At 60.5% G+C, this 13,841-nt stretch carries 17 protein-coding genes; 6 read left to right on the top strand and 11 right to left on the bottom strand.

Annotated features, from left to right (window positions below; translation table 11 throughout):
- Positions 1-139: 139 nt before the first annotated feature.
- Positions 140-604: a hypothetical protein gene (locus L1073_RS12360; RefSeq protein WP_246899693.1), complete on the top strand. Its 465-nt coding sequence runs from the start codon at positions 140-142 to the stop codon at positions 602-604.
- Between the two features lie 17 nt (positions 605-621).
- Here L1073_RS12360 and L1073_RS12365 read toward each other — a convergent pair whose 3' ends face one another.
- From L1073_RS12365 to hemE, 7 genes are all read right to left on the bottom strand, one after another.
- The gene (locus L1073_RS12365; protein WP_246899812.1) at positions 622-1,350 is read right to left on the bottom strand and encodes an amino acid ABC transporter ATP-binding protein; all 729 of its coding nucleotides are present in this window, start codon (positions 1,348-1,350) and stop codon (positions 622-624) included.
- Between the two features lie 99 nt (positions 1,351-1,449).
- Positions 1,450-2,559 (bottom strand): amino acid ABC transporter permease, encoded by a 1,110-nt coding sequence (locus tag L1073_RS12370; RefSeq protein WP_246899695.1) that lies wholly within the window; start codon positions 2,557-2,559, stop codon positions 1,450-1,452.
- Position 2,560: 1 nt separating this feature from the next.
- A complete protein-coding gene (locus tag L1073_RS12375) occupies positions 2,561-3,739 on the bottom strand; it encodes an amino acid ABC transporter permease (RefSeq protein WP_246899696.1) in 1,179 nt (392 codons plus the stop codon).
- An 81-nt stretch (positions 3,740-3,820) separates the two neighbouring features.
- Positions 3,821-4,849 (bottom strand): amino acid ABC transporter substrate-binding protein, encoded by a 1,029-nt coding sequence (locus tag L1073_RS12380; protein WP_246899697.1) that lies wholly within the window; start codon positions 4,847-4,849, stop codon positions 3,821-3,823.
- Between the two features lie 276 nt (positions 4,850-5,125).
- Positions 5,126-5,494: a VanZ family protein gene (locus L1073_RS12385; RefSeq protein WP_246899699.1), complete on the bottom strand. Its 369-nt coding sequence runs from the start codon at positions 5,492-5,494 to the stop codon at positions 5,126-5,128.
- Positions 5,495-5,497: 3 nt separating this feature from the next.
- Entirely contained in the window at positions 5,498-6,025 is a 528-nt protein-coding gene (locus L1073_RS12390; RefSeq protein WP_246899700.1) for a thiol-disulfide oxidoreductase DCC family protein, read from the bottom strand.
- Positions 5,997-7,058 (bottom strand): uroporphyrinogen decarboxylase, encoded by a 1,062-nt coding sequence (gene hemE / locus L1073_RS12395; RefSeq protein ID WP_246899702.1) that lies wholly within the window; start codon positions 7,056-7,058, stop codon positions 5,997-5,999. The genes L1073_RS12390 and hemE overlap by 29 nt, the downstream gene beginning before the upstream one ends.
- A 225-nt stretch (positions 7,059-7,283) precedes the next feature.
- Here hemE and ribA point away from each other — a divergent pair, with 225 nt between their 5' ends.
- The 4 genes from ribA (at position 7,284) to L1073_RS12415 (ending at position 11,160) form a co-directional block, all read left to right on the top strand.
- A complete protein-coding gene (ribA, locus tag L1073_RS12400; protein ID WP_246899703.1) occupies positions 7,284-7,913 on the top strand; it encodes a GTP cyclohydrolase II in 630 nt (209 codons plus the stop codon).
- Positions 7,914-7,990: 77 nt separating this feature from the next.
- Complete coding sequence (gene trhA / locus L1073_RS12405; RefSeq protein ID WP_246899704.1) at positions 7,991-8,674, top strand: PAQR family membrane homeostasis protein TrhA; 684 nt, start codon at positions 7,991-7,993, stop codon at positions 8,672-8,674.
- 256 nt (positions 8,675-8,930) lie between these two features.
- Entirely contained in the window at positions 8,931-10,193 is a 1,263-nt protein-coding gene (locus L1073_RS12410) for a NupC/NupG family nucleoside CNT transporter (RefSeq protein WP_246899706.1), read from the top strand.
- Positions 10,194-10,305: 112 nt separating this feature from the next.
- Entirely contained in the window at positions 10,306-11,160 is an 855-nt protein-coding gene (locus L1073_RS12415; RefSeq protein WP_246899707.1) for an outer membrane protein OmpK, read from the top strand.
- 114 nt (positions 11,161-11,274) lie between these two features.
- Here the strand turns inward: L1073_RS12415 and L1073_RS12420 are convergent, their stop codons facing one another.
- The 3 genes from L1073_RS12420 to L1073_RS12430 all read right to left on the bottom strand — a co-directional run bounded on the left by L1073_RS12420 (position 11,275) and on the right by L1073_RS12430 (position 12,445).
- Positions 11,275-11,604: a hypothetical protein gene (locus L1073_RS12420; protein WP_246899709.1), complete on the bottom strand. Its 330-nt coding sequence runs from the start codon at positions 11,602-11,604 to the stop codon at positions 11,275-11,277.
- Between the two features lie 149 nt (positions 11,605-11,753).
- Positions 11,754-12,074 carry a DMT family transporter gene (locus L1073_RS12425; protein WP_246899710.1) on the bottom strand — a complete coding sequence of 107 codons (321 nt, stop codon included), beginning with the start codon at positions 12,072-12,074 and terminating at the stop codon, positions 11,754-11,756.
- Positions 12,071-12,445: a DMT family transporter gene (locus L1073_RS12430; protein ID WP_246899712.1), complete on the bottom strand. Its 375-nt coding sequence runs from the start codon at positions 12,443-12,445 to the stop codon at positions 12,071-12,073. Before L1073_RS12430 ends, L1073_RS12425 begins: the two co-directional genes overlap by 4 nt.
- Before the next feature lie 135 nt (positions 12,446-12,580).
- Between L1073_RS12430 and L1073_RS12435 the strand changes: the two genes are divergently transcribed.
- Positions 12,581-13,192, top strand: coding sequence for a TetR/AcrR family transcriptional regulator (locus tag L1073_RS12435; RefSeq protein WP_246899713.1), 612 nt, complete (start codon positions 12,581-12,583; stop codon positions 13,190-13,192).
- A 19-nt stretch (positions 13,193-13,211) separates the two neighbouring features.
- Here L1073_RS12435 and L1073_RS12440 read toward each other — a convergent pair whose 3' ends face one another.
- A complete protein-coding gene (locus tag L1073_RS12440) occupies positions 13,212-13,814 on the bottom strand; it encodes a class I SAM-dependent methyltransferase (protein WP_246899714.1) in 603 nt (200 codons plus the stop codon).
- Positions 13,815-13,841 lie beyond the last annotated feature (27 nt).

Raw genomic sequence — 13,841 nt, forward strand, 5'->3', positions numbered from 1 at the left:
TCCTTGATCGGGGGATGACCGGCATCGCGACAGCCAAGTGGCATGGCACCGACAGGTTCACGCTTGACGCAAACCTGCTAATATCGCGGCACTGGACAGGAATCACCGGCTACAAGCGCTATCTGCCAGGGAGAGCGACATGCGCGACTTTATCTTGATGCGTCGCCCACTACCGCGACGGACGTTGATCTTTTCTCATTGTATGCTGCAAATCGGCCTGCTGTTGATCGGCGGTGCCTGGCTATGGCGCCATTCACCGACGGCAAGCGGGCTCCCGTGGCAGGCAAGCTGGCCGATGCTGGCGCTCGGTGGGGGCGCGCTGCTGCTCGCCATGGCGTTGGTGCGCCTGTTCGCCGAGCTGTGGATGGCGCCGCACCATATGCTGGCACGGCGCGAGGGCTTTGCCCCGGGCGACGTAATGACCCGCGCCATCGACCGGCGCCCGGCCATGCACGACCCAGAACAGGCCTGGATCAGCACGGCAAAGCCGCTCGACCCCGATGAAGGCGTGATGGGCCAGGCACGCGTGACGCAGCCCCGCCAACCAGCCGCCGCAAAACGCCAGCCAGCCACTCCTTCTCAACGTCAGGAACCCAGCCTCTAGCTCTGATGGTCGCCGCGCTAGTGGCCGAGAATCTGGCTGAGAAACAGCTTGGTGCGCTCGGAGCGCGGGTTGTTGAAGAACGTCTCCGGCGGCGCTTCTTCAATGATCTGCCCCTGATCCATGAAGATGACGCGGTCGGCCACGGTCTTGGCGAAGCCCATCTCGTGCGTAACGCAGAGCATGGTCATGCCTTCACGGGCCAGCTCGACCATGACATCAAGCACTTCCTTGATCATTTCCGGGTCGAGCGCCGAGGTCGGCTCGTCGAACAACATCACCTCGGGGCGCATGCACAGCGCCCGCGCAATCGCCACACGCTGCTGCTGCCCGCCCGATAACTGCCCCGGATACTTGTACGCCTGATCGGCGATCTGAACGCGCTCCAGATACTCCATTGCGGTCTTTTCGACCTCGGCACGCGGCTTTTTCTGCACCCAGATCTGCGACAGGCAGCAGTTCTCCAGCACGCTAAGGTGCGGAAACAAATTGAAGTGCTGAAACACCATGCCCACGTTGCGACGAATCTGTTCAATGCGTTTAACGTCCTGGGTCATGGGCACACCGTTGACCACGATCTCACCTTGCTGATGGCTTTCGAGATGGTTGATGCAGCGGATCAGGGTCGATTTTCCCGACCCCGACGGGCCGCACACAACGATGCGCTCGCCGCGCTTTACCGTCAGGTCGATATCGCGCAGAACGTGAAAATCGCCGTACCACTTGTTGAGACCCTTCATCTCGATCATCGGCGTATCGCCGTGAGAGGTAGCAGTCGCTTGGCTCATGATGCAGTTCCTCGACGTTATCGTTATTGGGTCAGTCGTAGTTAGTCCACTTGTCGTGGTTCAGTTCGTGTGGCCGGTCTGCAGGCGTTTCTCGATGTACTGGCTATAACGCGACATGCTGAAACAGAACACCCAGAACACCAGCGCGGCAAATACGTACCCCTCGGTGGCAAAGCCCAGCCAATCACTGTCGGTCAGGCCCGCGCGGATGATCGCCAGCAGATCGAACAATCCGATGATCAAGACCAGCGAGGTGTCCTTGAACAGGGCAATGAAGGTGTTGACGATCCCCGGGATGACCAGCTTCAAGGCCTGCGGCAGCACGATCAGCCCCATGCGCTGCCAGTAGTTGAGGCCGAGGGCCTTGCCGGCTTCTTCCTGCCCGCCGGGAATCGCCTGAAGCCCGCCCCTGACGACTTCCGCCATGTAGGCGCTCCAGAACAACATGATGCCCACCAGCGCACGCAGGAGCTTGTCGAACTCGACCTCGGTAGGCACGAACAGCGGCAGCATCACCGAGGCCATGAACAGCACGGTAATCAAGGGGACGCCGCGCCAGAACTCGATGAAGACGACGCTCACCGCCCTGACCAGCGGCATTTTCGAACGTCGCCCCAAGGCCAGCACGATCCCGATCGGCAACGAACCGACAATGCCGATCGTGGCCACGGTCAGGGTCAGCATCAACCCGCCCCAGTTGCGGGTCGAGACATGCATCAAGCCGAAATGGCCACCCAACAGGAGGATATAAGCCGCGATCGGAAAGCCGATCACCGCGATAATCGCGGCCCAACGCTTGCCCGGTACCTTGGGAATCGCCAACCAGGCAAGCAACCCCGCCATCAACGCGAAGACGATATCCACCCGCCAACGCGCCGCCTCGGGATAAAAGCCATAGATGATCGACTCGAACCGGGCGCTTATGAACACCCAGCAGGCACCTTCACCACTGCACGCCTGACGCGAATCGCCGAGCCAGTCGGCCTGGATCAAGGCCCATTGCACGAACGGCCACAATGCCCAGATCAACACACCGATGGTGATTACCGAGACCACGCTATTGATCGGACCGTTGAACAAGTTGCGCTGTAGCCACTTCAAGACGCCCCGATGCGCATTCGGTGGACGCCGCGCTTCAATCATCTCATCACGCATGGATTCACCGGCCATCTCAACGCTCCTTGAGCAACGTACGCGCGTTATAAACATTCATCAGCGCCGATACCACCAGACTGATCGTCAGATACACGGCCATGGTCATGGCCACGATCTCGATGGCCTGCCCTGTCTGATTGAGGGTCGTGCCCGAGAAGACGGCCACCAGGTCGGGATAACCGATCGCCGTGGCAAGCGAAGAGTTCTTGATGAGATTCAGATACTGGCTCGTCAATTGCGGCACGATGACGCGCATTGCCTGGGGAATCACCACCTTGCGCAAGGTAATGCCGCCCGGCAGGCTCAGGGCATTGGCCGCCTCGACCTGGCCTTGGGGAACCGATTGAATTCCCGAACGCACGATCTCGGCGATGAAGGCAGCCGTATAGATCGATAGCGCCAACCACAAAGCCACCAGCTCAGGCAGCACCCTTACGCCACCGCTGAAGTTGAATCCCGTCAGTTCAGGGATGGACCACTCGAGCGGCGCCCCCGTGAGCAGGAACACCACTAGCGGTGTGCCGATGATCAAGCCCGCGCCCAGCCAATAGATCGGCAACGCCTTGCCGGTGCGGACCTGGCGACGCTTCGCATAAATACCCAGTGCAATCGCTGCAACGATACCCACGAGCAAGGCCCAGGGCGTCGCCGCGAAACCGCTGAGTGGCTGCGGGTCGGGAATGACCAAGCCGCGTACATTGATAAATATTATTTCTAGAAAACTGAGGCTTTGGCGAGGGCTGGGTAATGCCTGCAGCACCGCGAAATACCAGAACAGGATCTGGACCAGCAGGGGGATGTTACGGAAGATTTCCACATAGGCGCCCGCCAGGCGGGCCAATAACCAATTCGGCGACAACCTCGCAATCCCCACCGCGAAACCGATGATCGTCGCCACCACGATGCCCAACGCCGAGACCAGCAAGGTATTGAGCAGCCCGACGAAAAAAGTACGCCCATAGGTACTGTCGCCGGAATACTCGATCAACGTCTGCGGAATGGAGAAGCCCGCACGCTCATCGAGGAAACCGAACCCCGTGGAGATACCTCGTGCTTCGAGGTTGGCCATCGTGTTGGCGACGATAAAACCAATTAACGCTGCTAACGCCGCTAATAACACACCTTGTAATACATAGGCACGAAACGTCGGATTACGCCACAACGCAACCCGATCGCCGGAAGGAGAACGCGACATATCGATCCTCTAATACGCTGGCACAAGAAGGCACCCCGCAAAGCATGCGGGGTGCTGCAACCGAGTACTTGACGAACCGTATCAGCGGATCGGCGGCGCGTAGAGAATGCCCCCTTCGTTCCATAGGGTATTCAGGCCACGCTTGATACCGAGAGGCGAGTCTTCGCCCACGGTGGCCGTGAAGACTTCTCCGTAGTTGCCGACATCCTTGATGATGTTGTAGGCCCAGTCATCGGAAAGCCCCAACTGCTCGCCGTAGTTGCCGTCGTCGCCCAGCAGGCGTGCCACGCCCGGGTTGGGTGGGTTATCACGCATCTCGTCGACGTTGTCGCTGTTAACGCCCATTTCTTCAGCGTTGATCATGGCGAAGATGCTCCACTGCACGATATCCAGCCATTGATCGTCACCTTGACGGACCACCGGACCCAGCGGTTCCTTGGAAATCAACGTCTCGAGGATCTCGACGCTATCCGGGTCGGGAAGCTGCAGACGCAGTGCACTCAGTTGGGAGGTATCGGAGGTCAGCACGTCGCAACGCCCGTGAGCAAATCCTTGGGCGGTCTGATCGGGTGTGTCGAAGGTGACGGTATTGATGTCGATATCACGCGAGGGGAAGTAGTCGGCCAGGTTCAGTTCGTGGGTGGTGCCGGATTGAATGCAGATGGAAGCGCCGTCAAGATCCTCCAGGCTTTCAATGCCCAGGTCTTTGTTCACCATGAACCCTTGGCCGTCATAAAAGGTCGTGACGGTGAAGTTCAAGCCCAGTGTGTTGTCACGGGTCGCCGTCCAGGTCGTGTTGCGCGAGAGGACGTCGATCTCGCCCGATTGAAGTGCGGTAAAGCGCTCCTTCGCGGTCAAAGGGGTAAATTCGACTTTTTCGGGATCGCCAAAGATCGCGGCGGCGATCCCCCGGCAGGTTTCTACATCGAGCCCTTGCCAATTGCCGTCGGAATCCGGTGCCGAGAACCCCGCCAGCCCGACGTTCACCCCACAGTTGAGGGAGCCACGTTCCTTGACATCATCGAGCGTCGCCGCTTGGGAGGATGTCGCGAGCCCTCCTAGCAGCAAGGCGGCGGGAACGACAACAGCTAATTTGTTTTTGTACAGCATGCAAAAAGCTCCTTGCGTTATTGTGATGGCTTATTCGCGAGCCACGTACAACATTAGCAAAGAGCTTGCCATCCCAGCCAATATACCTAAGTCACGTACCTTTAACGTCATTTACACGCTGGGGATCACGTCGATAATGCACGACGCATGAACGGCGGCAGCGCCAATGCACCACGATGGGTCTCGACACGCTAGGTCATGCTGCCCCGTAATCGCTATCGTCAAAGCCCCTTCGAGAGGCCGGAATCGCATTCATGAAAAGCCGCGCAACATAGCCTATCCGCGCGCGACAAGAAAGCGCCGGGGCAACAGCCAATGGCAAGCTCCAACGGCGGCCAGCGCCCCCAGTGTATTGGCCAGCGCATCGGCCCAATCGGCGCCGCTACGTCCGGGTACGCCTAACTGCAAGCCCTCGATGAGAATGCCGTAGCCGATGGCCAGACCCAGCGCCGTCAGCGCACGCAGACCGCCCAGTCGCATGAGTGCCGCCAGCCCCGCATAGGCGATGAAATGGTTGAACTTGTCCCAGGGCAGATCCTGGGGCATCTCCGCGCCGGGCGTCAGGCTGCCCCAGGCGATCACGGCGGCACTGATGCCGGCTAGTGCCAGGCACAACCAGCGCAGATGGCGAAGAGAAACAGGCATGGCTCACGCTCCTTGTGGCGGGTCATCATGTTGTGGGGGAATGTCATGGACGGCAGTGTCAGCGTCGTCGTTCACCAAGGCGAAGGGCAAGTCCAACCGCCGACAGGTCGCTTCGTCCAGGTGCGATATCCAGCTCGCACGTGCTTGTGGCGACCAATCGGTCGCCGGTGCCAGCCGATGGCGCCAGCGTCCGACGAGATGGTAGACACCATCGCGCCAAGCACGTGGCAACCAGCGCAACGCTGCCAAGCCACGCCAGGGCCATTGCAGCCCCTGCGCCAGACGCCACAATGCCGAGCTGTCGCGATGCAGCTCGCCCCCGCGCACCAACCAGACGCTGTCGAGCTGCTGCGGATCAGCCCCAAAGTACTCGCCCAGGCGCTGCGCCAGCGCATCATGCAGGCTGGCCAGGTACACCGGCGCCCGTGCGTGGTGCAGCACGAAATGCGCCGCGCGCCGACACAACGGGCACTCGGCGTCGAGCACCAGCAGCATGGCACGTTCAGCCATGATAACGCGGACTGAACTCATGCAACGCCTCGATGAACGCAGCGACATGATCGGGGTCAGTGAATTGGCTAACGCCGTGGCCCAGGTTGAAGATATGCCCCGGCCCACTGCCGTAGCTGGCGAGGATCCGCGCCACTTCATCGCGAATCGCCTGGGGCGAGGCGAACAGCACGTTGGGGTCGAGATTGCCCTGCAGCGCCACGCGATCGCCCACGCGAGTCCGCGCGTCGCTCAGTTCGGTGGTCCAATCCAGGCCCACAGCATCGGCGCCGCTGTCGGCGATGGTTTCCAGCCACTGGCCGCCCTGCTTGGTGAACAGAATCACCGGCACGTGACGTCCATCATGCTCGCGGATCAGACCTTCGACGATGCGCGCCATGTAAGCCAGCGAGAATTCGCGATACGCCGGCGTCGACAGCACGCCGCCCCAGGTATCGAAGATCTGCACGACCTGGGCGCCGGCGCGAATCTGGGCGTTGAGATAGTCGGTCACCGCACGCGCCAGCTTGTCGAGCAGCGCATGCATCGCCGCCGGGTCGCCGTACATCAGCGCCTTGGCATGGCGGAAATCCTTGCTCGAGCCCCCCTCGATCATATAGGTCGCCAGCGTCCAAGGGCTGCCCGTGAAGCCGATCAGCGGCACGCTGCCTGCCAGCTCGTGGCGGATGGTGCGCACCGCGTTCATCACGTAGTCGAGATCGCGTTCGGCATCCGGCACGCGCAGCGCGGCGACGTCCTCGGCGCTGCGCACCGTCTTGCGAAACTTGGGGCCTTCTCCCGTCTCGAAATAAAGCCCCAGATCCATGGCATCCGGGATCGTCAGGATATCGGAAAACAGGATCGCCGCATCGAGCGAGTAGCGCTCCAGCGGTTGCATGGTCACCTCGCACGCCAACTCGGCGTTGCGACACAGGTCCATGAAGCTACCGGCCTGGCCACGCGTTTCGCGATACTCAGGGAGATAACGGCCCGCCTGGCGCATCATCCACACCGGCGTGCGGTCTACCGGCTGGCGTGCCAGGGCACGCAGTAGACGGTCGTTTTGCAAAGGCATGACAGCTCCATACATCGATTTTGCCCTCATTGTAACGAATGCCGAGCGCCACGACTTGATTCACGCTGACGCATCCCCATTTAGTAGCAGCTTGTTTGCAACGTATTCCGCCGCCTTGACCACATGTGCGGCACTCCCGGGATGAGCCCTGCGTCACGGGCTGCTAGAATACTTGCCCCGACGCTTCCCCTTTGCGCACCGTAATGTGCACCACCGAGGTCTATCGTGACGATTCGCTTCATCGCCGCCTCTCAACTGCCGACCCCTTGGGCCACCTTCACCATGCATGGTTTCGAGGACGAGGCCACCGGCAAAGAACATATTGCCTTGACCCTGGGCGATGTCTCGACGTCCGAACCCGTGCTGGGACGCGTGCATTCGGAGTGCCTGACCGGAGACGCCCTGTTCTCGATGCGCTGCGACTGCGGCTACCAATTGCAGGAAGCGCTCAAACGCATCGCCGACGAAGGGCGCGGTGTGCTGCTCTATATGCGTCAGGAAGGTCGTGGCATCGGCCTGCTCAACAAGATCCGCGCCTATCACCTGCAGGATCAGGGCTTCGATACCGTGGAGGCCAACGAGCATCTAGGCTTCGGTGCGGATATGCGCCGCTATGACCTCTGCGTCCCCATGCTCGACCACCTGGGCGTGCAAGCGCTCAAGCTGATGACCAACAATCCGCGCAAGGTCGACGCTTTGACGCGCGATGGCGTGCGTGTCGCCGCACGCCTGGCGATCACCGCAGGGCGCAACCCCCACAACGAGCAGTACCTGGCCACCAAGGTCGGCAAGCTCGGGCACATGATGGCACTGGGCGACTTCTCGTCCCCCCGCAAGGGCGACCGGGAGCGCTGACGCCGCTATTCGACGAACTATACTGATGCCCATGTTGTCTCGATGTCAGCGCGTCGTATCACGTTCAGGAGTTCGCCATGCCGCATAAGTCCCCATCCGTCTCGTCGCAGCAAGACGCTTCCTTTTCCAGGCTCGAAGAAGCACTGCATAGCATTAGCCATGGAATCGGCGCCGTACTGAGTCTCGTCGGCGTGGTGGTACTTATCGTCGCAGCTAGCCTAGCTTCCAAGGTCGACCCTTGGAAGATCGCCAGTATCAGCCTCTACGGCGTCTGTCTGCTGCTGCTGTATACGGCCTCGACGTTCTATCACGGCCTGCGCAGCGCGCGCCTCAAGCGTCTCTTCCAGGTATTCGATCATTGCGCGATCTACCTGCTGATCGCCGGCACCTATACGCCATTCTTGCTGGTCAACCTGCGCGGCCCCTTGGGGTGGGCTCTGTTCGCGGCGATCTGGAGCCTGGCACTGGGCGGCATTGCACTGAAGATCATCTGGCCACATCGCTTCGGCATGCTGCGCGTGGGCGTCTATTTATTGATGGGCTGGATGATCGTGCTCGCCGCCGGCGAACTCGACGCCCGCCTCAATACCCCGGGTCTCGCGCTGCTGGTCGCCGGCGGTATCATCTACACACTAGGCGTGGTGTTCTACGCGATTCCCGCGATTCCATACCATCACGCCATCTGGCACCTGTTCGTCCTGGGTGGCAGCGTGTGCCACTACTTCGCCGTCTACACCGCCGTGCTGCCGTTTCAGGCATAAAGCGCGGCGGCCCCTTCTGGCTTCTGGGCTGTCTTTCCGCTTTTGAGTACGTTTACACAGCATGTAAAGCGTAAAACAAATCGCCGAAAATCTTGTTTATCAGACCCCAAAATCTCCCCAGGAAGTTGACACCATCCAGCGCATGTTATTCTAATAGCACATCAATGTGACTCTAATAACAAAACGACGCGCCACATGCTGGCATATGCCGTTCCCTGTATAACAATCCACAAACGAATGTCATCAGGATGCTGTTATGACCGCTATCATGAGCCTGGTAGGGATGGCGACACTGATCCTTATCGCTGTGCTGTTTTCCTCCAATCGCAAGTCGATTCGCTTCCGTACGGTCGGCGGCGCCTTCGCCATTCAAGCTGCCATCGGCGCCTTCGTCCTCTACACTCCCTTCGGGCAGGCCGTTCTCGAGACGATATCCGAGGGCGTCAGCCAGGTCATCGTCTATGCCGACGATGGCATCGACTTCCTGTTCGGCGATCTGGCCAACCCTGAAAGCGTGGGCTTTGTCTTCGCTTTCAAGGTCTTGCCGATCATCATCTTCTTCTCGTCATTGATCGCCGTGCTCTACCACCTGAAGATCATGCAGTGGGTCATCCGCCTGTTAGGTGGCGCACTCCAGCGCGTGTTGGGCACGTCACGCAGCGAGTCGATGTCGGCCACGGCGAATATCTTCGTGGGGCAAACCGAGGCACCGCTGGTGGTGCGCCCCTTCATCGCCTCGATGACACGCTCGGAACTGTTCGCGGTGATGTGTGGGGGCTTGGCCTCGGTGGCGGGTTCGGTGCTCGCCGGTTACGCGAGTCTGGGCATTCCCATGGAATACCTGATCGCGGCCTCCTTCATGGCCGCGCCCGGCGGGCTGCTCTTCGCCAAACTGTTGATGCCAGAAACCGAAACGCCCAATGACAGCATCTCGCAGGCCGAAGAGAAGATCGAAGAAGACGACAAACCTGCCAACGTACTCGATGCCGCCGCCACCGGGGCCACCTCGGGCATGATGCTGGCAGCCAACGTCGGCGCCATGCTGCTGGCATTCATCGGCTTGATCGCGCTGCTCAACGGTATTCTCGGCGGCGTGGGTGGCTGGTTCGGCATGGAGTCGTTGAGCCTGGAGATGATCCTCGGCTGGCTCTTTGCGCCGCTCGCCTTTCTACTGGGCATTCCCTGGGGCGAGGCCACACTGGCCGGCTCGTTCATCGGCCAGAAGATCGTCGTCAACGAATTCGTCGCCTTCATCAACCTGGCACCGTATATCTCCGGCGATACCGTCGTGGCCGCCACCGGCGAGGCCATGTCCAAGCACACCGCTGCCGTGCTGTCCTTCGCGCTATGCGGTTTCGCTAACCTCTCCTCGATCGCCATTCTGCTCGGCGGGCTCGGACTCATGGCGCCCAACCGGCGCCAGGAAATCGCCCGCTACGGCCTCAAGGCCGTGCTTGCCGGCACACTCTCCAACCTGATGTCGGCCACCATCGCAGGCTTCTTCATCAGCTTGGCATAACCGCCAGCGGAGACCTCGCGACAAGACGAGGCAAACGTGGACCGCGATACATCAGCGGGCCTGGAAGGTACTTCGACTGCAACGTGACAACATAAAGATGGGAATAGTCACCATGACAATGAAGACAATAAGCAAGTGGGTTGGGGCTTCGTGCTTTGCCACGACGGTCTGCGCTACTCCGGCCATGGCGGCGGATTATTCGGAGGGGATTCACGAAGATGACAACCTTTGGTTGACCTTCAATCTGATGCATAGCGAGGACAACCGCCTGCCGTTTCGTAACGCCCAGGATACCTACGTAGAAATGGAGTTCGGCGGGCGCTCCGGCATCGTCGATCTTTACGGGTATGTCGACATGTTCGATGCTCTCGACGACAGCAGCGACGATCAGAACGGCGGCGATAACATGTTCATCAAGCTCGCGCCGCGCTTCTCGCTGGACGCCATGAGCGGTCGCGACCTCTCCGTGGGCCCGGTCAAGGAATGGTACATCGCCACCGTGACCAACATCGGTGACAACGGCCCCAGCGGTGGCTTATGGGAGCATTACGTGGGCCTCGGTTCGGACGTCGAAGTGCCCTGGTTCGGCGAGATCGGCCTCAACCTCACCGCACGCTACGTGCGCGAGAACTATGGCGGGCCGGACGAGAGTTCCTGGGATGGCTTCATGGCTTCCACCGACTGGTTCAAGCCATTCTACACCTTCGGCAATGGCAACTTTCTCGCCTACCAAGGGTATCTGGACTACAAGTTCGGCGCGGACACCGTCGCCGAACGGCCGGGGAGCAGCAGCAACAGCCTGGAGTGGTTCAACGGCCTTTACTATCATACCGACCGCTTCGCCATCGGCTATGGCCTGAAGATCTACAACAACATGGCCTTCTACCGCGACGATACCGATGCCTCCGGCGTCCGCCAGGACACCTCCGGCCCGGGCCATTACTTCAGCATCAACTACAAGTTCTGACCCGCTTGCGTGTCCGCCGCCCAGCGGGCACGCTCCTCCTACCGACACTGCCCCGGCACGCGCCGAGCGTGTGACCATTCCTGCAACGACCAGTCGGCATCACAGGGTTCACGCTTACCAGCCAGCGGGCGCGCCCAGATAGCGATTATTGTCGGACAGTGTCTCCAACCAGCTCTTGTCATCCTGCGTTGACGCAGAGGACGGTGTGGCAGTCTGCTCGTCGTCATTGATGGCACGCTGACTGTCGGCCATGGCGACGCTCATGCCGGAATAGCGGAAAGCATCGTTATCGAAGGTTCGTGACGCCGAAGCATCCGCCGCTTGCGAGCTCACTTGAAGCGACTCATGATTGACGGCGGCAGCTTGCTGCGAGGCAGTGCTTGCTTGGGCAACCAGCGGTGTGGCGGCAATAAGAAATGCGGTAACGGCTAATGCGCGTTTCATATGAGAACCTCTTGTATGTGGTGTACAAGACGCATTTTATTAGCACGCTAAGTATTTACAAACTAAAGTCATCCTATCACTTTGATAGCCCCTCACTATCGGCTAGATAGTGGCAGGGTTAATACGCCGACTTCGCCTGCCTAAGCGTTTCAATTCAAAAACTTGAGCCCCAGCACACCGATCACGATCAACGCAGTGAAGGCGATCCGCAACGGATGACGCGACTCGCCCCAGCACAGCATGCCCAGCAGAGTGGCACATACAGTGCCGATACCCGTGAACACGGCATAGGCAACGCCCAGGTCGATGCCGCGCATGGCCAGTGCCAGAAAGCCGAGCGCCGTGCCGAATCCCAGCGTCATTAGCACACCGCCGGCCAGCGCTCGCCCCTGGCTGACGCGGGCAAACCCCACCACGCCGAGCACCTCAAAAACCCCCGCTCCGAGTAACGCCAACCAATGCCACGTCATGAGGACACTCCTTCGCGCTGGCGATCAGCGTCGTGAGACACCCGACCGGCCGTGGGCTCGCCGGCAAACTGCTGCAAGCCGATGACACCGATCAGGATCAACCCGATACACGCCAGCGATGGCCACGAGAAATGCGTGCCGAACAGCCAGGCATCGGCCGCTACCGTGCCCGCAGCGCCGAGCCCCACGAAGACCGTGTACACGGTACTCGCCGGCAAGAAACGCACAGCTTGCACCGCCAGCAGCAAGCTCAACGTCGCCATGACCAATGTCGCCACCCAGCCGCCGGGGCCATCGGCGAGTTTCAAGCCGGTCGCCCAACCGACCTCAGCCACCGCCGCCAGCGGTAGAATCAGCCAACGCATTGCCATCACGGCCTCCTCGATCACTTGCGTGTCGCACTTTTCACAACAGTGCTTATCACGCCAGAAGCGTTTAAACTAACTAACGGTCGTTAGTATAAAGTTGACGACACGACTTGGCAATCGTGCGCACGAGCCGCGATCATGAGCAGATTCACGCAGGCCCAGGGACGTTCAGTGCATACCCGCGACAAACTCAAACACACCGGTCTCGCCCTATTCGCCCAGCATGGCTACGAAGGCACCTCGCTTGCGCATATCGCCACCGAGATCGGTATCAAGAAGCCGTCGATCTACAATCATTTTCCCAATAAGGCGGCACTGTTCCTGGCGATCTTCGAAGAAGTCGAAAGCGGCATCGTCACGCTCGTCGACGACAGCCTGACACGTTCCCACGACTTGCCCACGCGTGAACGCCTCGAGCGACTCATTCGCGCGTGCGCTACCTTCATCCGCCGCGAGCACCAGGGCGTGTTCTACAAGCGCTACCTGCTCTTTCCGCCGACGGACGTAGCCACCCAGGTCGCCGCCATTTCGAATGACAACGAGCGGCGCATCAACGCCCATCTGCACGCACTCTTCGAGGACGGCCGCCAAGCTGGTGAGCTGCGCGCACTGCCCGAGGCGCAGTTCATCGCCGCCTTCTACTGTCTGATGGATGGTCTGTTCGCCGAGAATTTCTACTACGACGCCGATACCTTCGAACGACGTCTGGAGGGGGCCTGGGCCGTCTTTTGGGCAGGAGTGGAAGCCTGAGCGGCCTCCTCTCGGGGCGTCAGGCTTTCGCCTCCGCCTTCTGAAAAGCCTGGTAGCAGTGCTGATTGCGCTCCAGCGCGATCAGGCTGTGCTGACCGAGCCCGGGAATCGCGCGCGGGCACAAGTCCTCGAGTGCCGTCACGGCATCGGGCGGTACGGCGTTATAGGGCGGGATATCGTTCCAGCCCAGCAAGAGTTGTCCGCCGGGCCGCAGGCAGGCCACCGTCGAGGCAAAGGCCGTCTCGATATCGCCGGGAGCATCCAACCCCCAGCCCAGCACGCCGTTGCAGACCACGGCGTCCAGACTTTGGGGTGGTAAATGCGCCGCCAAAGCGGCCATGTCAGCGACGATATGGCGCTCGGCGCCGAAGGGCGACTTGGCCGGGTCGATATCCAGGGTGGTCACGCGACTCCTGGGGAAGAGATCGGGATAATCGCGCGTGTACCAGGCGCAGCCGACGAGCAGCACATGGCCGGCGCCGACTTCCGTGGCCAGCGCCGGGAGGATCACCTTCTCCAGTAACTGGCGATCACCATAGCGGTAGCCCACACGCCATCCCAAGGCGTCGAATGCCCCTAGCACGCGTGCCATGGCGCGATACGTTTGCAATCTCGCGGGCATTCACTTCTCCTAGTGTCGCACCACACG

Origin of the sequence: Chromohalobacter nigrandesensis, assembly GCF_023061285.1 — a bacterium.
GTDB classification, from domain to species: Bacteria; Pseudomonadota; Gammaproteobacteria; order Pseudomonadales; family Halomonadaceae; genus Chromohalobacter; species Chromohalobacter nigrandesensis.